At 71.6% G+C, this 19524-nt stretch carries 20 protein-coding genes and 1 pseudogene; 8 read left to right on the forward strand and 13 right to left on the reverse strand.

Annotated features, from left to right (window positions below; genetic code table 11):
• Positions 1-99: 99 nt before the first annotated feature.
• The gene (locus ITJ56_RS16160) at positions 100-1122 is read left to right on the forward strand and encodes a diacylglycerol/lipid kinase family protein (RefSeq protein WP_194631657.1); all 1023 of its coding nucleotides are present in this window, start codon (positions 100-102) and stop codon (positions 1120-1122) included.
• On the opposite strand, the gene ITJ56_RS16165 is transcribed toward ITJ56_RS16160, so the two are convergent.
• Positions 1119-1853 carry a GAF and ANTAR domain-containing protein gene (locus ITJ56_RS16165; RefSeq protein WP_194631658.1) on the reverse strand — a complete coding sequence of 245 codons (735 nt, stop codon included), beginning with the start codon at positions 1851-1853 and terminating at the stop codon, positions 1119-1121. The genes ITJ56_RS16160 and ITJ56_RS16165 overlap by 4 nt on opposite strands.
• A 35-nt stretch (positions 1854-1888) precedes the next feature.
• Positions 1889-2395: a helix-turn-helix domain-containing protein gene (locus ITJ56_RS16170; RefSeq protein WP_194631659.1), complete on the reverse strand. Its 507-nt coding sequence runs from the start codon at positions 2393-2395 to the stop codon at positions 1889-1891.
• Positions 2396-2655: 260 nt separating this feature from the next.
• Here ITJ56_RS16170 and ITJ56_RS16175 point away from each other — a divergent pair, with 260 nt between their 5' ends.
• The 3 genes and pseudogenes from ITJ56_RS16175 to ITJ56_RS16185 form a co-directional block, all read left to right on the forward strand.
• Positions 2656-3543: an SDR family oxidoreductase gene (locus ITJ56_RS16175; protein WP_194631660.1), complete on the forward strand. Its 888-nt coding sequence runs from the start codon at positions 2656-2658 to the stop codon at positions 3541-3543.
• 20 nt (positions 3544-3563) lie between these two features.
• A complete protein-coding gene (locus ITJ56_RS16180) occupies positions 3564-3863 on the forward strand; it encodes a Dabb family protein (protein ID WP_194631661.1) in 300 nt (99 codons plus the stop codon).
• Between the two features lie 90 nt (positions 3864-3953).
• Positions 3954-4271 (forward strand): annotated as a pseudogene (locus ITJ56_RS16185) (Rid family hydrolase); the annotation flags it as partial.
• Positions 4272-4370: 99 nt separating this feature from the next.
• Here the strand turns inward: ITJ56_RS16185 and poxB are convergent.
• Positions 4371-6095, reverse strand: coding sequence for a ubiquinone-dependent pyruvate dehydrogenase (gene poxB / locus ITJ56_RS16190; protein ID WP_194631662.1), 1725 nt, complete (start codon positions 6093-6095; stop codon positions 4371-4373).
• A 123-nt stretch (positions 6096-6218) separates the two neighbouring features.
• On the opposite strand from poxB, the gene ITJ56_RS16195 reads away from it, so the two are divergent.
• The gene (locus ITJ56_RS16195) at positions 6219-6926 is read left to right on the forward strand and encodes a phosphatase PAP2 family protein (RefSeq protein ID WP_194631663.1); all 708 of its coding nucleotides are present in this window, start codon (positions 6219-6221) and stop codon (positions 6924-6926) included.
• A gap of 61 nt (positions 6927-6987) precedes the next feature.
• Here the strand turns inward: ITJ56_RS16195 and soxR are convergent, their stop codons facing one another.
• The 3 genes from soxR to ITJ56_RS16210 are packed head-to-tail and all read right to left on the reverse strand — an operon-like array spanning position 6988 to position 8997.
• Positions 6988-7485 (reverse strand): redox-sensitive transcriptional activator SoxR, encoded by a 498-nt coding sequence (gene soxR / locus ITJ56_RS16200; RefSeq protein WP_194631664.1) that lies wholly within the window; start codon positions 7483-7485, stop codon positions 6988-6990.
• A gap of 10 nt (positions 7486-7495) precedes the next feature.
• Complete coding sequence (locus ITJ56_RS16205) at positions 7496-8539, reverse strand: YdcF family protein (protein ID WP_323749847.1); 1044 nt, start codon at positions 8537-8539, stop codon at positions 7496-7498.
• A 2-nt stretch (positions 8540-8541) separates the two neighbouring features.
• Positions 8542-8997: an iron chaperone gene (locus ITJ56_RS16210; RefSeq protein WP_228518092.1), complete on the reverse strand. Its 456-nt coding sequence runs from the start codon at positions 8995-8997 to the stop codon at positions 8542-8544.
• Between the two features lie 90 nt (positions 8998-9087).
• Between ITJ56_RS16210 and mgrA the strand changes: the two genes are divergently transcribed.
• Both mgrA and ITJ56_RS16220 read left to right on the forward strand, forming a co-directional pair.
• Positions 9088-10131: an L-glyceraldehyde 3-phosphate reductase gene (gene mgrA, locus ITJ56_RS16215; RefSeq protein ID WP_194631665.1), complete on the forward strand. Its 1044-nt coding sequence runs from the start codon at positions 9088-9090 to the stop codon at positions 10129-10131.
• Between the two features lie 156 nt (positions 10132-10287).
• Positions 10288-11514 carry an MFS transporter gene (locus ITJ56_RS16220; protein WP_194631666.1) on the forward strand — a complete coding sequence of 409 codons (1227 nt, stop codon included), beginning with the start codon at positions 10288-10290 and terminating at the stop codon, positions 11512-11514.
• A gap of 98 nt (positions 11515-11612) precedes the next feature.
• Here ITJ56_RS16220 and ITJ56_RS16225 read toward each other — a convergent pair whose 3' ends face one another.
• From ITJ56_RS16225 to ITJ56_RS16255, 7 genes are all read right to left on the reverse strand, one after another.
• Positions 11613-11960 (reverse strand): cation:proton antiporter, encoded by a 348-nt coding sequence (locus ITJ56_RS16225; protein WP_228518097.1) that lies wholly within the window; start codon positions 11958-11960, stop codon positions 11613-11615.
• A gap of 5 nt (positions 11961-11965) precedes the next feature.
• Positions 11966-12307: a sodium:proton antiporter gene (locus ITJ56_RS16230; RefSeq protein ID WP_194631668.1), complete on the reverse strand. Its 342-nt coding sequence runs from the start codon at positions 12305-12307 to the stop codon at positions 11966-11968.
• The gene (locus tag ITJ56_RS16235; protein ID WP_194631669.1) at positions 12304-12885 is read right to left on the reverse strand and encodes a Na+/H+ antiporter subunit E; all 582 of its coding nucleotides are present in this window, start codon (positions 12883-12885) and stop codon (positions 12304-12306) included. Before ITJ56_RS16235 ends, ITJ56_RS16230 begins: the two co-directional genes overlap by 4 nt.
• Positions 12882-14573, reverse strand: coding sequence for a Na+/H+ antiporter subunit D (locus ITJ56_RS16240; protein ID WP_194631670.1), 1692 nt, complete (start codon positions 14571-14573; stop codon positions 12882-12884). Before ITJ56_RS16240 ends, ITJ56_RS16235 begins: the two co-directional genes overlap by 4 nt.
• On the reverse strand, positions 14570-14980 hold the full coding sequence (locus ITJ56_RS16245) for a Na(+)/H(+) antiporter subunit C (RefSeq protein ID WP_194631671.1): 411 nt from the start codon (positions 14978-14980) through the stop codon (positions 14570-14572). Before ITJ56_RS16245 ends, ITJ56_RS16240 begins: the two co-directional genes overlap by 4 nt.
• Positions 14977-17889: a Na+/H+ antiporter subunit A gene (locus ITJ56_RS16250; protein ID WP_194631672.1), complete on the reverse strand. Its 2913-nt coding sequence runs from the start codon at positions 17887-17889 to the stop codon at positions 14977-14979. The genes ITJ56_RS16245 and ITJ56_RS16250 overlap by 4 nt, the downstream gene beginning before the upstream one ends.
• A gap of 101 nt (positions 17890-17990) precedes the next feature.
• Positions 17991-18743, reverse strand: a complete 753-nt coding sequence (locus ITJ56_RS16255; protein WP_194631673.1) for an SDR family NAD(P)-dependent oxidoreductase — start codon at positions 18741-18743, stop codon at positions 17991-17993.
• Between the two features lie 45 nt (positions 18744-18788).
• Between ITJ56_RS16255 and ITJ56_RS16260 the strand changes: the two genes are divergently transcribed.
• Positions 18789-19511, forward strand: a complete 723-nt coding sequence (locus ITJ56_RS16260) for an SDR family oxidoreductase (RefSeq protein WP_194631674.1) — start codon at positions 18789-18791, stop codon at positions 19509-19511.
• Positions 19512-19524: the final 13 nt, after the last annotated feature.

The raw sequence follows: 19524 nt of genomic DNA on the forward strand, positions 1-19524 counted from the left end.
GTACCTCAACCGCGTCGGGCTCGCCGCCCGGGACCCGTTCGCGTGCCCCATGGTCACCGAGCTCCGCATCCACTGACCGCATCACCGGAAGCGAGCCGCATGACCGACCCACACGCCCCGCAGCGCGCAGCCGTCGTCGTGAACCCGATGAAGGCCGACGGCGCGCGCCTGCGAACGCTGGTCCTCGCCGAGGAGCGCGCGCACGGCTGGGCCGAGTCGCTCTGGTTCGAGACGAGCGCCGACGACGACGGACGTGCCGCGGCGCGGGCGGCCCGTGACGCGCACCCGGTGGTCGTGCTCGTCGCCGGCGGGGACGGCACGCTCCGGGTCGTCGCCGAGGAACTGCGCGGGACCGGGACGCCGGTCACGCTCGTCCCGAGCGGCACCGGTAACCTGTTCGCCCGCAACCTCGGGCTGCCCCTGGGCGACACGGGGCGGTCGGTGCGTGCCGCCTTCACCGGGACCGACCGGCCGATCGACGTCGGGTTGGCCGAGCTCACGGACGGGTCGGGCACCACCACGTCCCACGCGTTCCTCGTGATGACGGGGATCGGGCTCGACGCCAGCATGGCGGCCGACACCAACGCCTGGGTGAAGAAGCGGTTCGGCTGGGTGGCCTACTCCGACCCCATCGCGCGCTCGATCATCGGCAACCGGCAGATCCCGGTGCACTACCGCATCGACCAGGGACCGCTCCGCGACATGAGCGCGCACACGATCATCGTGGGGAACTGCGGCACCCTCACCGCCGGCGTCCTGCTGCTCCCCGCCGCGGAACCGGACGACGGCTTCCTCGACGCGGTGGCGTTCCGGCCCGCCGGTTGGTTCGGGTGGACGAAGGTGGGCTACGCCCTGACCCTCAACCGGTTCTACTCCCGCACCGGGTTCGGACGGCTCCTGGCGCGGGTGCTGCCGACCTCGCGGGCGCTTCGCTACACCCGCGCGCGCACCCTGCACCTGACCGTCGACACCCCGGAACGCGTGCAACTCGACGGCGATGCCTTCGGCGAGGTCACTTCGGTGACCCTCACCACGCACCGTCACGGCCTCGTGCTGCGGATCCCGTCCGACGCGCGCGAGCGCCGCAGTCGTCGGGGCCGACAGGCCGTGAACAGCTCCTAGACGGAGGTGCCCAGATCGGCACCGCGCTGGACGACGTCCTCAGCCATCGCACGCATGCCGCCACCGGCCGTGTGCGCCGCCCGGCGCAGGACCTGGAACGCCTCGTCGATGCGGATGCCGCGTCGGTAGGCCAGTGCCCCTTTCGCCTGCTCCACGAGCACCCGCGCCTGGATCGCGTCGTCGATCTGTTCCTGGAAGCTGCGCAACCGACCGGCGTCCCGTTGCCGCACGAGCGCGGCCGATGCTGCGTCGGCGAGGAGCTGGATCACGACCACGTCGCTGTCGTCGTGCCCGTCGGTGTGCTCGGCGAACAGGCACAGCGAACCGATCACGCCGTCCCGAAGCCGAACCGGTTCGGCGAACGTGCCGCGGAGGCCCCGTTCGCGCATCGTCTCGGCGAACGTCGGCCACACGGCCTCGTGGGTCGAGACGTCGGGAACGTCGATCGTCTTCCCGGTGCTGAAGCAGTCCAGACACGATCCCTCGTTCGTCCCGAGCTGCGCCTCCTCGGCGTCGCTGGTGCGTTCGCTCGTCGAGGCGATGACGTGCAGGGTGCCGGACGGGTCACCCAGGACGATCCCGGCCTCCGTCGCCGAGGTGAACTCGACACACGCCGCGATCACGCGGTCCATCGCGTCGAGGGCCTCGAGGTCCGGGTCCAGGACACCGCTCAGGCCCGCGGACAGGCGCTCGAAGCGGTCCTCGCCTCGATGTGCCTCTTTCGTGGTCATGTGCCGACCCTACGACGGGACGAATGGCGCAACTCTCAGCCGCGATGCGACTCTGCTCCGGTTGCTGCGGGATCGTGCGCACCGGCGACGCGGTGCCGGGTGTCGTTCGGGGTCTCGCCGTACCGCTCGCGGTACGCGGCACCGAACCGGCCCTGGTTCGAGAAGCACCAGCGCGCGGCGATCGTCCCGATGGGCGTCACCTCGTCGACGAGCAGTTCGGCGTGCGCCCCCGCGAGCCGCGCGTCGCGGACGTACCGCAGCGGGCTCGTCCCGAGCGAGCGCTGGAAGACCAGCTGCAGCGCGCGGGGCGAGACCCCGGACGCGGCGGCGATCTCCGCGGCGGTGACGGTGCGGCGCAGGTTCGCTCGGATGAACGCGACGGCCCGACGGACGGTCCGCGGCTGCTGGGAGCCCTCGTGGTCGGGGCGGAGCTCCTGCGGAACGACCGCCGCGGCCGCTTCGAGGTACCGGGACGCGGCCCCGCGAGCGGCATCCGTCCCGCCGACCGGGTGGGTGAGGATGAACTGGACGTGCGCCGACACGTGCGCCCAGTACTGCACGAGCGCAGCGCGGGCGTCGGGAGAAGAGGAGAGAAGGGAGATGCCGTTGGCCTCTGCGCACCATGGGGAAGAGGCGCCGCAAGATGCGTGGGAGACGGTACCGAGCAACGTCGTTGCCCACGAACCGTACCCCGGCCGATTGTGAGCCGGCGGTGAGGTCCTCCACCGGTACTCCGTCCTGCTGTCGCGGGCCGTCGCCCTCAGCTGAGCGCCTGCGCGGGCGGGTGGACGACAGTGGGCGCATGAGCCAGTACGAGAAGCGCGACCCGAACACCCTCTACCCGGCCCCGCCGTACCCGAAGCAGGAGCAGTCGCTGCCGGGCGCTGCCTGGAAGATGGACCCGAAGCCCGACCACGGCGAAGAGAGCTACGTGGGCAAGGGGCGCCTGACGGGCTACCGCGGGATCGTCACCGGAGCGGACTCCGGCATCGGTCGCGCCGCCGCCATCGCCCTGTCGCGCGAGGGCGCCGACCTGGTGCTCTCCTACCTGCCGGACGAGCAGGAGGACGCCGAGGAGGTCCGCGACCTGCTCGAGTCCGAGGGTCGTCGTGCCGTGCTGTTCCCCGGGGACATCTCCGACGAGCAGTACTGCACGGACCTGGTGCAGAAGGGCGTCGACGAGTTCGGCGGCCTCGACACCCTGGTCATGGTCGCTGGCCGGATGGACAGCAACGGCGACATCCTGACGCTCGACACGTCGATGTTCGACTCGACGTTCAAGACCAACATCTACTCGCTGTTCTGGCTGACGAAGGCCGCGGTGCCGCACCTGGAGCCGGGGTCGACCATCGTCACGACCGGTTCGATCCAGGCGTCGACGCCCTCCCCGGACAAGATCGACTACGCGGTGTCGAAGGGTGCGATCAAGCTCTTCACCGAGGCCGTCGCGCAGCAGCTCGCGCCCAAGGGCATCCGCGTGAACTCCGTCGCACCGGGACCGGTGTGGACACCGCTGCAGCCCGGATCCGACGACGCCGAGACCGTGTCGCACTTCGGGGAGAGCTCGCCCTTCGGCCGCCCCGGGCAGCCTGCCGAGCTCGGTGCCGCCTACGTGCACCTGGTCAGCCCGGAGTCGAGCTACCAGTCGGGGTCGACCATCACGGTCGCCGGCGGCACGCCCGCGTTCTGATCTCGGCAAGAGGGGACCACGTGTCCGGAGTGACGCACACCGTGCTGGTCGAGTGGGACGGGGATGACCGGTCCTCCGAGGCCGGCGCCCTGTCGCGCCGACACCTGCCGCGGGTCGACGGTGTCGAGTCCGTGCAGTGCGGGCGGAGCGTGAGCGCCGAGGGGCTGGAGGGCGGGTTCCACTGGATGCTCGTCGTCCGGTTCCGCGACCGTGCGGCGCTCGCCGGGTACCTACCGCACCCCGAGCACCGGCCGGTGGCGGAGTTCATCGGCGGGGCGAGTGCGCGGGTGGTCGTGTTCGACGTCGAGGACGCGGTGTAGCCCGAACGTCGACGAGCCGAGCCGCGACTGTCCTGTGGACATCGTGCTGGTTCTCGTCCTCGACGACTGCGGGGCGGCTGGCAGGATGACCTGATGGCGGATGGGTCCACGGCAGCGGTGGGGGACTACGCCGGCCAGGCGGCGCAGTGCATCGAGACCATGCGGGAGGCGCTCCGTGCAGCAGGGGCGTCGATCGGTGACGTCGTGAGCACCCGTGTGCTGGTCGCGTCCTCCCGGCAGGCCGACCTGGTCACCGCTTGGGAGGTCGTGCGGGACGCCTTCGGGAGCCACGACGTGCCGAGCACGCTGCTCGGGGTCACCGTGCTCGGCTACGACGACCAGCTCGTCGAGATCGAAGCCGTCGCCGCCGTCACCGACGGAGCGCCGCGGCCCAGCGCCGGGCCGTGACGCGCCAGGAGCGAGCGCCCGCTCTGATGCTGACGCAGTGACGGCCTGGAGGCGCGGCGCCGACTGGCACCGTGCCTCCCGGCCGTCAGCCGGTCGCGTCTACAGCAGCTGCCGTGCGTTGGTCGACGCGAGGTCCAGCAGCTCGTCGCCGCGACCGGACAGCACCGTGCGGATGGCGTAGAGCGTGAAGCCCTTCGCCTGCTCGAGCGTGACCGCCGGGGGCATGGAGAGCTCCTGGCGGTTCGCACGGACGGACACCAGCGCGGGGCCGTCGTGCGCGAGCGCGGCGGCCATCGCGTCCTCGAAGTCGTCGGACACGTCGACCTTGAAGCCCTTGATGCCGATCGCCTCGGCGACGGCGGCGAAGTCCGGGTTCTGCAGCTCGGTGCCGTAGTTGACGAAGCCGGCGGCCTTCATCTCGAGTTCGACGAAGTTGAGCGACGAGTTGTCGAACACGACGATCTTCACCGGCAGCTTGTTCTGCACGATGGTGATGAGCTCGCCGAGCAGCATCGTCAGACCGCCGTCACCGGCGAGCGCGATCACCTGGCGGTCCGGGAACGCGGTCTGCGCACCGATCGCCTGCGGCACGGCGTTCGCCATCGTGCCGTGCACGAACGAGCCGATCAGTCGGCGCCTGCCGTTCATCGTCAGGTAGCGCGACGCCCAGACGACGGGGGAGCCGACGTCGGGGATGAAGACCGCGTCCTCGGCGGCGAGCCTGTCCAGCACGCGTGCGACGTACTGCGGGTGCAGCGGCTTGTGCCGACCGGCGGGGACGGCCAGGTCGTCGAGCTTCTCGCGGGTCTTCCGGTAGTGCTTGAGGGAGTCCTCGAGGTGCTTCGTCGGGTGCGATCCGGTCAGCAGGGGGATGAGCGCGAGTGCGGTGTCCTTGACGGTGCCGACCAGGCCGATGTCCACCGGGTGCCGCCGGCCGAGCTGCGAGCCGCGGATGTCGACCTGCACGTGCTTCGCCTTCGCCGGGAAGAACTGCTGGTACGGGAAGTCCGTGCCGAGCATGAGGACGACGTCGGCGTCCTCCATCGCCCGGTAGCCGGAGGCGAAGCCGAGCAGCCCGGTCATGCCGACGTCGTAGGGGTTGTCGTACTCCAGGTACTCCTTGCCGCGGAGCGCGTGCACGATCGGGGCCTGCAGGCGCTCGGCCAGGGCGACCACCTCGTCGTGGGCATCGGCGACCCCGGCGCCGGCCAGGATCGTGATCCGGTCGGCGCCGTTGAGCAGGTCGGCGGTGCGCTGCAGCTCGGCTTCGCTCGGCACGACGCGCGGCGTGGTCCGCTCGATGCGGGTGACACGGTCGTCCTTCGCCTCGGCGAGCAGGACGTCTCCGGGGATGACGAGCACGGCGACGCCGCGCTTCTCGATGGCCTCACGCATCGCGATCTCGAGCAGTCGGGGCATCTGGACCGGGTCGGCGACGTACTCGACGTAGACCGAGCACTCGCGGAACAGCTCCTGCGGGTGGGTCTCCTGGAAGTAGCCGGTCCCGATCTCGGCGGTGGGGATGTGCGCGGCGATCGCGAGGACCGGCACGCGCGACCGGTTCGCGTCGTACAGGCCGTTGATCAGGTGCAGGTTGCCGGGCCCGCAGCTGCCGGCGCAGACGGTCAGGTCACCGGTCAGGGCGGCTTCAGCGGAGGCGGCGAACGCGGCGGCCTCTTCGTGGCGGACGTGCTCCCACCGCATCGTCCCGTCCTTGCGCAGGGCGTCGGTGAACCCGTTGAGGGAGTCACCGGGCAGGCCGTAGACGCGGTGGATGTCGTTGGCACGGAGGGTGGCGACGATGTTCTCGGCAACGGTTGGCATGCCCCCTGTCTACTCGTCTCCGTCCACTCGTCTCCGTCGCGCTGGTCGATGACCCGCGGCCGACTGAACGCTTTCGAGGGATGCGCGCCGTCCCGACGCGGGTGGCCCTGTCACGATGGCCTGATGACCGACGACCCGCCGCTGCTCCACCCCCGCCCACGGGAGCCAGACGCGGACGGGATCCTGGAGCGCTCGCCGTACCCGCTCGTCTCGATCGCGATCGCCGTCATCGCGGTCGTCGTGATCACGATCGTCGGGTTCACGCTCGGCACGGTGGACCTCGGGCTCTCGATCGCCGTGAACGCGCTGCACACCGGGGCGATCGGGGCGTTCAGCACGGCGGTCTACCACGTCATCAGCCCCGCGCCGGCGATCGGGATCACGGTCGTCATGGTGGCCGGGATCTGGTGGCGGACGCGGGACCTCCGCCCGGCGCTGGCCTTCGGCGGCACCATCGCGATCACGTGGGTGCCGTCCGCGATCGTGAAGGAGATCGTGCACCGCGCGCGTCCCGACGTCGCCGTGCTGCCGCACCCGTTCCCCGTGCAGCCGGACGCCGGCTACCCGAGCGGGCACACCGTCTACATCACGGTGTTCGTGATCGCCCTCGTCTGGTTGCTGCGCGAGACACGCTGGCGACGACTTGCACTGTGGCTCGGGATCGTGGCGATCGTCGTGGTGTTCTTGGCGGTGTCGATCGACGCCGTGCACTACCCGACCGATGCGGCGGTGTCGATCCTGTGGGCGCTGGCGGTCGCACCGGGCGCACGGGTGGTGTGGGTCGACTGGCTGATGCCGCGGATCCTGCCCTTGCGGCCGCGTCGGGGCTGACCGGGACCCGGGACCCGGGCTGGGCGACAGTCCGCGGGCTCGTCGGCGCGAGGACTGTCGCTCAGTCCGAGACTCGGCGGGGCAGCGGCGCGTCGTCCTCGATCGGCAGCAGCCGCCGGGCACCGTGCCCCTCGTCACCCAGGGCGTCGCCGGGGTTCACGACCGAGCACGCCCCGAGTGAGACGCACCCGCAGCCGATGCACTGCGTCATCTCCTGCTGCAGCCGCTCGAGTTCGAGCTGGCGTGCTCGCAACCGTGCTCGCCACCGCTCGTTCAACCGGTTCCAGTCGCGCAGCGAGGGCATCCGGTCCGCGGGCAGCGCCTCGAACTGCTCGGCGACCTCGCTGAGCGGGATGCCGAGCCGCTTGGCCACCTGGATGATCGCGATCCGCCGCTCGACGTGCCGCGGGTACACCCGGGTCCCGCCGTCGGTGCGCTCGGGGCGGATCAGGCCCTTGCGCTCGTAGAAGTGCAGGGCCGAGGCCGGGACGCCGGTGCGGCGGACGATCTCGCCGATGGGCAGCAGGTCGGTCGGCCGCGGTGGCTGGAACTCGACCATGGTGCAGATCCTATTGCTGGAACGATTCCCACAGCAGGAACCCGGTGAACAGCACGAACGGCGTGCAGGCCAGCGCGTTCAGCCAGCGGTGCTCGACGATCACCGCGGCGAACTCGCGCAGGAACGCGCTCGGGATGAAGTAGGCGGCGGTGCGCGCGCCGACGACCTGCGCCGGCAGCTCCAGCCGTCGGGCCAGCGTCGCGGCGCGGAGCACGTGGTAGTCGTTCGTCACGACGACGATCGGCCCGTGCCGCCCGGCAGCGGTCTGCACGTCCCGCGAGAAGCGCAGGTTCTCGCGGGTGTTCCGCGACTCGGTCTCCGGCGCGACGTCGTCCGGGTCGGCGCCGTTCGCCACCAGGTACTCGGCCATCGCGGTGCCCTCGGGGCGTGGCTCGTCGTCGCCCTGCCCACCCGAGGGGATCAGCAGCGGTCGGCGTCCGGCGGCTCGTTCGGCGCGGTACACGGTGAGTGCGCGGTCGAGCCGGCTGCGCAGCAGGGGCGGGACCTCGCCGTGCACGAGTCCGGACCCGAGCACCACGATCGTGTCCGGCGCGATCCTCTGCCGCGTCCGGCCGTAGACCACGGAGGAGACGGCGAACGCGACCAGCGACAGGGCGAAGTACCCGCAGACGAACACCATCAGGACGGCCAGCGCGATCTTCGTGCCGTCCCAGAGCGTGAACCCCTCGCCGCTGCCGGAGACGAACAGGGCGATGGCCAGTGCCGGCAGCACGAACACGGCCACCCCGGCGGCGAGGGACAGCAGGTTGCCGAGGCTGCGCCCCTCGGACCGGAGCATCTGGAAACCGTTCGCGATGAGGGCGACGCCGAGCACGACGACCGCGAGCGGCACGAGCAGCAGGACGACCGCGACGAGCAGGCTGAACCCCGGCACCACCGCGGTCAGCACGGACACGATGGTCGCCAACCCGAACAGCACGGCCGCGGTCAGGAACACCCCGTTCCGGAGCATCCGCGGGTCCCGTCGGCGGCCCAGGACGTACAGCACCAGGAAGAGCAGGGCGAAGACGGGTGCAGCACCCAGCCCGAGCACCGTCAGCCGACCGCGCGGCGGATCAGGTCGGCCACGACCGCTTCGTCGGCCTCCGAGAACTCCGGGGTGATCGCCCACGACGTCGGCCAGAGCGTGCCGTCGTCGAGCGCGGCGGAGTCCTGGAACCCCAGCGTCGCGTACCGGGCCTTGAACTTCGCGGCGTCCTGGAAGAAGAACACCACCTTGCCGTCCCTGGCGTAGGCGGGCATGCCGTACCAGAGCTTGGGGGCCAGTTCGGGGGCGACCTCGAGCGCGATGCGGTGGATGCGCTCGGCCAGCCCGCGGTCCGGCTGGGGCATCTCGGCGATCTTCGCCTCGACCGCTGCGGCGTCGGCCGCCGCCTTCTCGGCCCTGGTGCCCTTCGTGCCGCGAGCGCGCTTCACCTCGGCGGCGTGCTCCTGCATCGCGGCGCGCTCCTCGTCGGTGAACGTGGTCTCGGTCTTCGCCGTCCGTGCCATGGTCGTCTCCTCCTGGTCTCGTGCCCCCATCATGGGTCCGCGAAGCGAAGCATGCGAGGCCCGGGTCCGATCGAGTGCCAGGCTCGACCCATGACCTACATCGCCAGTGACGACCGCTACGACTCGATGACGTACCGCCGGACCGGCCGCTCGGGCCTCGACCTGCCGCTGCTCTCCCTGGGCTACTGGCACAACTTCGGGGACGACCTGCCCTTCGAGAACCAGCGCGCGATCAGCCGCCGGGCGTTCGACCTCGGGATCACCCACCACGACCTCGCCAACAACTACGGCCCGCCCTACGGCGCCGCCGAGGTGAACTTCGGCCGCCTCATGCGTGAGGACTTCCGCCCCTACCGCGACGAGATGGTAATCTCGACGAAGGCCGGTTGGGACATGTGGCCGGGGCCGTACGGCCAGGGCGGCGGGTCGCGGAAGTACGTGCTCGCCTCGCTCGACCAGTCCCTGCAGCGGATGGGCCTCGACTACGTCGACGTCTTCTACTCGCACCGCCTCGACGCCTCGACCCCGCTCGAGGAGACGATGGGCGCGCTGCACACCGCCGTCCAGCAGGGCAAGGCCCTGTACGTCGGCATCTCGTCGTACGACGCCGAGCGCAGCCGGCAGGCGGCCGAGATCCTCCGCGACCTCGGCACCCCGCTGCTCATCCACCAGCCCTCGTACTCCATGCTCAACCGCTGGATCGAGACCGAGGGGCTGCTCGACGCGGCCGGCGAGCTCGGCTTCGGTGTCATCGGGTTCACCGCGCTCGCGCAGGGCCTGCTGACGGGCAAGTACCTGGACGGTGTGCCGGAGGGCTCCCGCGCCGCGGCGGGGAAGTCCCTCGACGCGTCGAGCATCACCCCCGAGGTCGTCAGCCACCTCCGCGCCCTGAACGACGTCGCCGCCGCTCGAGGCCAGTCCCTCGCGCAGCTCGCACTGGCGTGGGCGCTCCGCGACGAGCGGGTGACCTCGCTCGTGATCGGTGCCTCGCGGGTCTCGCAGCTCGAGGACAACGTGGCGGCGCTGTCGAACACCTCGTTCACGGACGAGGAACTCCGCGTCATCGACGAGCACTCGGTCGGCATCACCGACGTCGACCTGTGGGCGGGAGCGCGCGCCGGCGAGGTCTCCTGACCCCAGCCCGCTGGGGCGCTGCGGCCGGTTGGTACGATCGACACCGTTCGACAACACGCAGTGTGTATCTACCGGCCGCCGGCATCCCGGCGGACAGCGGCGGCACCCGATGGGTCCGCCTCCACCGAACCGGGCGGGCCGAGAAGGCACACCCCCATGCTCCAGACGCGTTCCACCGCGGACCCCTCGCTCGTCTCCCTCGCGGGCCGCTGGTACTTCCCGGTCGCGTTCATCGCCCGGCTCCCGTTCGCGATGATGGTCGTCGGCGTCCTGACGCTCGTCGTCGCCGCCCGTGACTCGGTCGCCCTCGGCGGCATCAACTCGGCCTCGGTCGGCATCGGCTCGGCGATCTTCGGGCCGATGGTCGGCGCGGCGGCGGACCGTTTCGGCCAGCGGGCCGTACTCGTCCCCGTCGGGCTGGTGAACGCGGCGCTGCTCGGGGTGTTCCCGTTCGTGGTCAGCGGCACGGCGCCCGACCTCGCGGTCCTCGCGATGGCGTTCTGCATCGGCGCCTCGGCCCCGCAGGTCGCCCCGATGTCGCGCACCCGGCTCGTCGCGATCGTCCGGCAGCGGATGGCCCCGGACCGCCGCGAGAAGACCCTCAGCGGCACGATGGCCTACGAGTCGGCCGCCGACGAGACCGTCTTCATCATCGGCCCGTTCCTGGTCGGCATCCTCGCCAGCGCGATCGCTCCGTGGGTGGCCGTCGCCGGCGCCTCGGTGCTGACCTTCGTGTTCGTCACCGCGTTCGCGCTGCACCCGACCGGCAAGCTCGTGGTCGGCCAGCACGCGGAGCTGACGCAGGCACCCGCCCGCCAGCTGCTGCGCCCGCGACTCGTCGTCGTGGTGGTCGGCATCCTCGGCATCGGCCTGTTCTTCGGCTCGACCCTCACCTCGCTCACCGCCTTCATGGAGATCCACGGCGAGGCGTCCCAGGCCGGCCTGCTCTACGGGCTGATGGGCATCGGTTCCGCCGGGCTCGCCCTCGGGTCCGCCGCGTTCCCCCGAGCGTTCGGCCTCGGATGGCGCTGGCTCGTGTTCGGCGTCGTGCTGTTCGGCGGTGCGGTCGCGTTCGCCGGCGCCGACTCCGTCGCCGCCGCGGGCATCGTCCTCGCGATCATGGGCATCGGGATCGGCCCGACCCTGGTCGCCCAGTACAGTCTCGGTTCGGACCGGTCCCCGGTCGGCCGCTCCGCGACCACCATGACGATCCTCGGGTCCGCCGTCATCGTCGGCCAGTCGATCGCCTCCGCGATCACCGGTGACGTCGCCGAGCACCACGGCACCGCCGCAGCGATGCTGCTGCCCGCGGCATCCGCTGCGATCGTCGTGGTCGCTGCGGTCCTCAACCTGCTGTTCCCGCGTCGGGTCGCCACCGCCTGATCACGAACGTGGACGTGACCGCCTGACGGACGGGAGGCCCGTGGTGACGCCGCCACGGGCCTCCGGTCCGTCAGGTCGGTGCGTCAGGACACGCGTCCTCAGGACTCGGTGTCGTCGACGAGCAGGTCCTCGTGCCGGTAGTCGTCGGCGCGCAGCCCGGCACGGGCGATCATGTGCGTCGAGACGGGCACCAGGAACAGCTGGAACACCATGATCGGCAGCACGACCCACAGCGCCGTCCACGTCCCCACCGCGACGACGATGGCGGCCAGGGCGAGGGCGAGCCCGAGCACCTGCGGCTTCGCCATCGCGTGCAGGCGGACGAGCGGGTCGGGGAACCGGACGATGCCGAGTCCCGCACCGAGCGACAGCAGGGACCCGACGAGCAACAGCCCGATGGCGATCCACGCGCGGATCCCGGCGTCGTCGATGAACGACTCGATCATCTCGATCACGACAGCTCCTCTTCCGCGGCGCGCTCGGGGGTGGTGACCGTCAGCCCCTCGTCGGACGGGTCCGCCGAGGGCGTGACGGCCCGGGCGACGGCGATGGTGGCGAACACGCTCGTCGCGGCGATGACCACGAGGACGGGGATGCCGCTCAGGTCCTGCCGGATCACCATGGCGGCGGCGATGACCACGAGCACGGTCGTCAGGACCATGTCCGACCCGATCATCCGGTCGAGGATCGTCGGGCCGCGCACGATCCGGAAGACCGCGAGCGCCAGGGTCGCACCGAGGAGCGCGAGCACCAGGACGATCGCGATCCCCATCACGACGACGGCGGCGCTCACCGGGGTACCTCCGGCAGCGGCCCGGACAGCTCGGAGACGTCCTGCTTCGAGCCGAGTGCCCGGATGACCATGGCCTCGATGCCGAGCGCCTCGCGCTTCGCGTCGTCGACCTGCTCCGGGCGCTCGGTGTCGAGCACGTGGAGCAGCAACCGACGGCGTCGCAGGTCGACGTCGGCGACGTAGGACCCGGGCACGAGCGAGATCGCGAGGGTGGCCAGCGTGAAGGTCATCTCGGACGTGGAGTGCAGCTGCACGAGCGTGATCGAGCTGCGCCGGACACCGCGCGGTCGGAACGCGACCCAGGCGACCCGGAACGACGCCACGATCACGAGTCCGGACCACACGGCCAGGAACCGCACGGCGTGCACGATCGAGAACCGTGCCGACAGCGGGACCGGGGGCAGCGGCAGCGCCTGGGTGACGAGGAGCGCCACGACGAGACCGCAGAGCAGGGTCAGCGGCGTCCACGATCCCCAGAGCAGGGCCCACAGGACGGTGAGCCCGGCGACGAGCGGGACGTCGTAGCGCCACGCCACGGCGATCCGTCGGGCGTTCGTGATGCGGCGGACGTCGGTCATCGTTCACCTCCGAGCACGGCCTGCACGTAACGGTCGGGCGATTCGAGGGACTCCGCCGCGCGGGTCGCGTAACCGTACAGGGGCCCGGCGACGACGGTGAGGGCGACGGACCCGAGCACCGCGATCGTCGTCACGCCGACGAGCATGCGCGGCAGGCGCACCTTCTCGGGTGCCTCGCCGGCCGTCGCGGTCGCGCCGGTGGTCGGACGGGAGGAACGGCTCGCGTGCGGTGCGTCGGTGACCGTCACCGAGCCTCCCGGGTGGTAGGCCTCTCCCGTCTCCTCGGAGACGGTGAGCGGCGCCGGTTCCGGCGACCGCAGGTGGGCGTGCGGTTCGGCGCTCGTCGCGTGCGGTGCGGCCGCTTCGGCAGCCGGCTTCGGCCGCCAGAAGGCGGCGTCCCACACGCGCATCAGCGCGTACAGGGTGAGCAACGAGGTGACGACGCCGGCCCCGATCGTGACGTACGCCATCGGGGAGCCGTCCTCGGCAGCGGCTCGGAACAGGCCGAGCTTGCCGATGAAGCCGGAGAACGGCGGGATGCCGCCCAGGTTGAACGCCGGGATCAGGTAGAGCGCCGCCAGCAGCGGTGCGGCCTGCAGCAGGCCGCCGAGCGATCTCGTCGAGGTCGTCCCACCGACGCGTTCCATCAGCCCCGACACCAGGAACAGCGTGGTCTGCACGACGATGTGGTGCACGGTGTAGAACACCGCGGCCGCCGTGCCCGCGACGGTGCCGAGGCCGATCCCCATCACCATGAAGCCGATGTGGCTGATGAGCGTGAAGGACAGCAGCCGTTTCACGTCGGTCTGTGACACCGCGCCGAGCACCCCGACGATCATCGTCAGCGCCGCCACCACGAGCAGTACCGTGTTGAGCTGCGGCCGGGGGAAGATGATCGTCTCGAGCCGGATGATCGCGTAGATGCCGACCTTCGTCAGCAGGCCCGCGAAGACCGCGGTGACCGGCGCCGGGGCCGTCGGGTACGAGTCCGGCAGCCAGAACGCCAGCGGGAACACGGCAGCCTTGATGCCGAACCCGATCAGCAGCATCGTGTGCAGCAGCAGCTGGACGTGCTCGGGCAGGTCGGCGACGCGCTCGCTGATCTGGGCGATGTTCACCGTGCCGGTGGCGCCGTAGACCAGGCCGATCGCCGCCAGGAAGATCGCCGACGCGATCAGGCTCGTCACGATGTACGTCGTGCCGGCCCGGACACGCTGTTCGCTGCCGCCGAGGGTGATGAGCACGTAGCTCGCCACCAGCAGCATCTCGAACGCGACGTACAGGTTGAACAGGTCACCCGCGATGAACGAGTCGAGCACGCCGGCGGCCAGCACGAGGTAGGTCGGGTAGAAGATCGTGACCGGGGCGTCCTCGTCGTCGGCGGCCAGGCCCTGCCCGATCGAGAACAGCAGGACGAGCAGCAGGACGCTCGCGCTGACGGTGAGCAGGAGCGCGCTGAGCCGGTCGACGACGAGCGAGATGCCGTACGGCGCATCCCAACCGCCGACCTGCACGACGACGGTGCCGTGCCGGTCGACCAGGACCATGAGCGTCGCGGCGACGGCCAGGGCCACGACGAGCACCACGACGGTGATCGCCCGCTGCAGCTTCTGGTGCCGGAGGAGTCCGAGTGCGACCGCGGCACCGAGCAGCGGGACGAGGACGAGGAGCGGGACGAGCCAGGTCATCGGGTCGCCTCCTGTTCTGCGTCGGTGGTGGTCTCGGGGTCCTCGTCCGCCGGCTCGTCGCGCTCGCGGCCGATGGCGGCGTCGGCCTCGTCGACCTCGACCTCGTCGGCACGGGACAGCTGCCACGAGCGGTGGATCAGGGCGAGCAGGAACGCGCTCACGGCGAAGGTGATCACGATCGCGGTGAGGGCGAACGCCTGGGGGAGCGGATCGGTGATGCCCTCGGCGCTCGTGCCGATCGGTGGGTCGCCAGCGGCGCCGGACATCACGAGCAGGAGCAGGTTGAGCGAGTTGCCGAGCAGCAGGAAGCCGAGCAGCATCCGGGTCAGGGAGCGTTCGAGCAGCAGGTAGACGCCGCACGAGAACAGCACCGCCATCGCGATCACGAGGACGAGGGTGACGGTCATGTGGCGCTCCCTTCCGGGGTGGGGGCATCGATGGCGTCCCGGACGGAACCCTCGCTGGTGTCACGCGAGGACTCCGAGGCGTCCTCGAGGCGCTGGCGGTCGACCTCGGCGCCGAGACTGCGGAGGACGTCGAGCACCAGGCCGACGACGACGAGGTAGACGCCGATGTCGAAGAACGTGGCGGTGACGAACTCGACGTGCCCGAGGACCGGGACGGTTGCCTCGAAGAACTCGGAGTACAGGGCTTCGCGGCCGAAGAACAGCGGCACGATCGCGGTGATGGCGGCCGTCGCGACCCCCAGGCCGAGCAGGCGACCAGCGCGCACCGGGGCCGCGGCACCGAGTTCGGCCGGGCCGCCGGCCAGGTAGCGGGCCGCGAGGGCGATGCCGGCGACCAGGCCACCGGCGAACCCGCCACCGGCCGAGTTGTGGCCGGCGAACAGCAGGTAGACCGACAGCACGATGAGGCCGTGGAAGAGCAGGCGGACGACCACGTCGAGCAGCGCCGAGCGGCCGGTCGGGATCGCGGCGCTCGTCGGCAGCCAGGCCCGGGGCTCGCCGTCGGTGCGCTCGCCGTTCGCGGTCAGGGTCTCGGGGAGGTCGCGCAGCCGGGGCAGGGTGTCCTCGCGCGAGTTCACGAAGATCAGGCTCGCGACGCCGGTGGCCGCGGCGACCACCACGGTCAGCTCACCGAGGGTGTCCCAGCCGCGCAGGTCGACGAGGGCGACGTTCACGACGTTGAGGCCGTGCCCGAACGAGCTCGTCAGCGCGGGCAGGTCCGGCCAGAGCGGCTTCGCGGTGCGGGCCGACGCCGCCACGACCACGACGATCGCCAGCGTGAGGCCGGCGAGCCCGGCGAACAGTGCGCGCACGACCCGGAACCGCGACGGGTTCGTGGTCGCGATGCGCGGGGGCAGGCGGCGGAGGACCAGGACGAAGGCGATGAGGGTGACCGTCTCGACCACGAGCTGTGTGAGGGCGAGGTCGACCGCGCCGTGCAGGACGAACAGCACCGAGAGGCCGTAGCCGGTCACGCCGACGAGGACGGCGGCCGCGAACCGGGTCTTCGCCGTGAGCACCGCGATGCCGGCGGACGACATCACGATCATCACGGGGACCTGGCCCCACGAGTCGGCGAACCGGACGTGGATCTCCCACGGTCCGCCGAGGACCAGGTTGGCGAGCGCCCCGGCGACGAACACCGACAGGATCACCGTCAGGTAGTAGGGGAGCGACCCGCGCTGCAGGCTCGCGGTGAGCCCGGTCGCGGCACGGTCGAGCAGCCGCATGCCGTGCCGGTAGGTGCCGGCGGCGCTCGGGAACCCGGCGAGGCGGTGCTGCAGCGCCTCGACCGGACGGCGTGCGGCGAACAGTGCGCCGCCGCCGACCAGGGTGATCGCGGACAGGCCGAGCGCCGGCTCGAGGCCGTGCCAGAGCGCGAGGTGCGGCACCGGTTCCCCCGCGAGCGCGGCGGTCGCGGCGGCGGGCTCGAGGCCGTGCGCGACCACGGGCGTCAGGAGCCCGAGCGCGACACCGGTCAGGGCCAGGATCGAGGGCACGACCGCGAGACCGTGCAGGGCGTGCGGCTCGGTGGTCGCGACGCCGGGCTTCCGGGCGAAGGCGCCCCAGAGGAAGCGGAGCGAGTACGCCACGGTCAGCACCGAGCCGACCGTCACGCCGATCAGTGCGAACCAGGCCCAGTGGGCGTCCGGTCCGTGCAGCGACTCGGCGAAGCCGGTCAGCACGGCTTCCTTCGCGACGAACCCGACGGTCGGTGGGATGCCGGCCATCGACAGGACCGCGAGCGCCGCGACGACCATCAGCCAGGGGCGGGACCGGCCGAGTCCGCTGAGACGGGCGAGGTCGCGGGTGCCGGTGACGTGGTCGATCGCGCCGACGACCAGGAACAGCGTCGACTTGAACGCGGCGTGTGCCACGAGGAGCGCGATGCCACCGAGGGCGACGGCGGGGGCGCCCCACCCCGCCGCGAGCACGAGGAACCCGAGCTGGGCGACCGTGCCGTAGGCGAGCAGGAGCTTCAGGTCGGTCTGCCGCAGCGCCCGGTACCCGCCGACGAGCATGCCGAGCACACCGAGGATCGTGATGGTCTCGCGCCAGCCGTCGAGCAGCGCGAACGCCGGGGCGAGCCGGGCCACCAGGTAGATGCCGGCCTTCACCATGGCCGCGGCGTGCAGGTACGCGCTGACCGGGGTCGGGGCGGCCATGGCGGCGGGGAGCCAGAAGTGGAACGGCACGATCGCCGACTTGGTGAGCGCCCCGAGCAGCACGAGCACGACCGACACCGACACGACGGTCCCGCTCGGCGGGTCGGCGACGACGCCGGACAGCGAGGTCGTGCCCGCCGCGACGGAGAGCATCACGAGGCCCGCCAGCATCGCCAGGCCGCCAGCGGTGGTGACGACGAGGGCCTGCATCGCGGCCGCCCGGCTCGCCCGCTTGGCGGCGTCGTGCCCGATGAGCAGGTAGGAGAAGACCGTCGTGGCCTCCCACAGGACGAACAGCACGATGACGTCGTCGGCGATCACGAGGCCGTACATCGACCCGGCGAACGCGGTCAGGACCCCGGCGAACCGACCGAGTCCGGGTTCGTCCCGACCGAAGTACGACGCGCAGTACACGAGCACCAGGGCGCCGACGGCCGACACGACGAGGGCGAGCACCCACGACAGGGCGTCCATCCGGAGCGTGATGTCGAGGTCGAGCTGGGGGACCCACCGGTGCCGTTCGACGACGCTGCCGTGCAGTGCGGCGTCGGTCTGCGCGATCGTCAACACCGCTGCCGCGGCGGGCGCGAGGGCCGCGACGAAGAACACACGGCGGCCGAGGACGGGGGTCAGGGCGGGGACGATCAGGGCGACGATCGCGAACGCGACGAGGACGAGGACCATCGGGCACCTCCTCGGGGTCGGGCTGCTGTCCGGCTCACTGGGCCCTCACAGCTTACGAAGAAGGCCATGTGGAGAACCTGTGCGGGCGGACAGCCACCCGTTCAGGTTCGGCCGTGCGCCCGCGCCGGGATCTGGGTCGCCAGCTTGCCGCCGGACACGTCGAGCAGGCTGCCGGTGATGTACCCGGAGGCGTCGCTCGCCACGAAGACGAGCAGGTCGGCGACGTCGTCGGCGGTCTCCCACCGGCGCAGCGAGAGCGTGTCGAGCAGCCGGTCCTGCGCCTCGGCCGGCATCGTCGCGAAGCCGTTCATCGCCGTCGGCACCATGCCGGGCGCGTACGCGTTCACGGTGATGCCCCACGGTCCGAGTTCGGACGCGAGCACCCGGGTGAACGAGACGACCGCGGCCTTCGACGCCGCGTAGGCCGCGCTCCCCACGCTCGGGACGATCGCGGCGAACGAGGCAGCGTTGATGATCCGCCCGCGTCCCGCCGCCTGCATCACCGGCGCGACGGCCTGGCTCATCAGGAAGGTGCCGCCGAGGTTGACGTCCATGCAGCGGCGCCAGGCATCCCACTGCAGCTCGGCGACCGTGCCCTCGACGTTGATGCCGGCGTTGTTCACGAGCACGTCGACGGTGCCGTGCCGTGCGACCACCTCGTCCACTGCGGCGCGGACGGACTCCGGGTCGGCCACGTTGCAGACGACGTGGTCCAGGGGGAAGTCGGGGTCGAAGGCCAGGTCGAGCGCGACGACGCGGCACCCCTCGGCGACGAAGCGGTCGGCGAGCGTGCGGCCGATCCCGCGCGCTGCTCCGGTCACGACCACCACGCGGTCGGTCAGGTCGAGGTGCATCGTTGCTCCCGTCGTCGGTGTCTTGAATAGGCATACTATTCGCACATGACAGATCAGCGTGTGCTCTGGGTCACGGGTGGGGGCAGCGGCATGGGGGCCGCGAGTGCCGAGGCAGCGGCGCGGGACGGGTGGACGGTGGTGCTCAGCGGGCGCCGCGTGGACCGGCTCGACCGGGTGGCGCAGTCGATCCGCGCCTCCGGCGGCACCGCCGACGTCCTGCCCCTCGACGCGAGCGACCCCGACGCCGTCGCGACCGCGCGGGACACCGTCCTCGAGCGGCACGGACGACTCGACGGGCTCGTCCTCGCCGCCGGCCTGAACGCGCCGCGGCGCCGGTGGGACGACCAGTCGCTGCCCGACTTCCGCGCGATCCTCGACACCAACCTCACCGCGGTGGTCACGGTCGTCGACGCCACGCTGCCGGCGCTCCGGGAGTCCGGCGGCGTGGTCGTCGTGGTGTCCTCCTACGCCGGCTGGTCCTTCCAGCCGGGGGCCGGGGTCGCGTACTCGGCGAGCAAGACCGCGCTCGGGTCGGTCGTCCGCAGCCTCAACCAGCAGGAGGCCCCGCACGGCGTCCGGGCCACCCACCTCTGTCCAGGCGACGTCGCCACGGACTTCCTCGACCAGCGTCCCTCGGTGCCGGACGCCGCCGCGCGCCGGGCGATGCTGCAGCCGGAGGACATCGCCCGCACCGTGTCGTTCGTGCTCGGCTCGCCGCCGTACATGCGCGTCGATGAGCTCGTGGTCAGCCCGGTGTCCCAGCGGTGACGAGCACCTTCGA

The sequence above is a fragment of the Curtobacterium sp. VKM Ac-1376 genome (assembly GCF_015351025.1).
Lineage (GTDB): Bacteria > Actinomycetota > Actinomycetes > Actinomycetales > Microbacteriaceae > Curtobacterium.

Excerpts from the sequence above, each read along its gene's own strand:
- ITJ56_RS16220 (WP_194631666.1), top strand. The coding sequence starts at position 10,288 with ATGCTCCAGACGCGTTCCACCGCGGACCCCTCGCTCGTCTCCCTCGCG.
- ITJ56_RS16250 (WP_194631672.1), bottom strand. The coding sequence starts at position 17,889 with ATGGTCCTCGTCCTCGTCGCGTTCGCGATCGTCGCCCTGATCGTCCCC.
- ITJ56_RS16260 (WP_194631674.1), top strand. The coding sequence starts at position 18,789 with ATGACAGATCAGCGTGTGCTCTGGGTCACGGGTGGGGGCAGCGGCATG.
- poxB (WP_194631662.1), bottom strand. The coding sequence starts at position 6,095 with ATGCCAACCGTTGCCGAGAACATCGTCGCCACCCTCCGTGCCAACGAC.
- mgrA (WP_194631665.1), top strand. The coding sequence starts at position 9,088 with ATGACCTACATCGCCAGTGACGACCGCTACGACTCGATGACGTACCGC.
- ITJ56_RS16235 (WP_194631669.1), bottom strand. The coding sequence starts at position 12,885 with ATGACCGACGTCCGCCGCATCACGAACGCCCGACGGATCGCCGTGGCG.
- ITJ56_RS16240 (WP_194631670.1), bottom strand. The coding sequence starts at position 14,573 with ATGACCTGGCTCGTCCCGCTCCTCGTCCTCGTCCCGCTGCTCGGTGCC.
- ITJ56_RS16225 (WP_228518097.1), bottom strand. The coding sequence starts at position 11,960 with ATGATCGAGTCGTTCATCGACGACGCCGGGATCCGCGCGTGGATCGCC.
- ITJ56_RS16160 (WP_194631657.1), top strand. The coding sequence starts at position 100 with ATGACCGACCCACACGCCCCGCAGCGCGCAGCCGTCGTCGTGAACCCG.
- soxR (WP_194631664.1), bottom strand. The coding sequence starts at position 7,485 with ATGGTCGAGTTCCAGCCACCGCGGCCGACCGACCTGCTGCCCATCGGC.
- ITJ56_RS16165 (WP_194631658.1), bottom strand. The coding sequence starts at position 1,853 with ATGACCACGAAAGAGGCACATCGAGGCGAGGACCGCTTCGAGCGCCTG.
- ITJ56_RS16195 (WP_194631663.1), top strand. The coding sequence starts at position 6,219 with ATGACCGACGACCCGCCGCTGCTCCACCCCCGCCCACGGGAGCCAGAC.
- ITJ56_RS16255 (WP_194631673.1), bottom strand. The coding sequence starts at position 18,743 with ATGCACCTCGACCTGACCGACCGCGTGGTGGTCGTGACCGGAGCAGCG.
- ITJ56_RS16210 (WP_228518092.1), bottom strand. The coding sequence starts at position 8,997 with ATGGCACGGACGGCGAAGACCGAGACCACGTTCACCGACGAGGAGCGC.
- ITJ56_RS16175 (WP_194631660.1), top strand. The coding sequence starts at position 2,656 with ATGAGCCAGTACGAGAAGCGCGACCCGAACACCCTCTACCCGGCCCCG.
- ITJ56_RS16245 (WP_194631671.1), bottom strand. The coding sequence starts at position 14,980 with ATGACCGTCACCCTCGTCCTCGTGATCGCGATGGCGGTGCTGTTCTCG.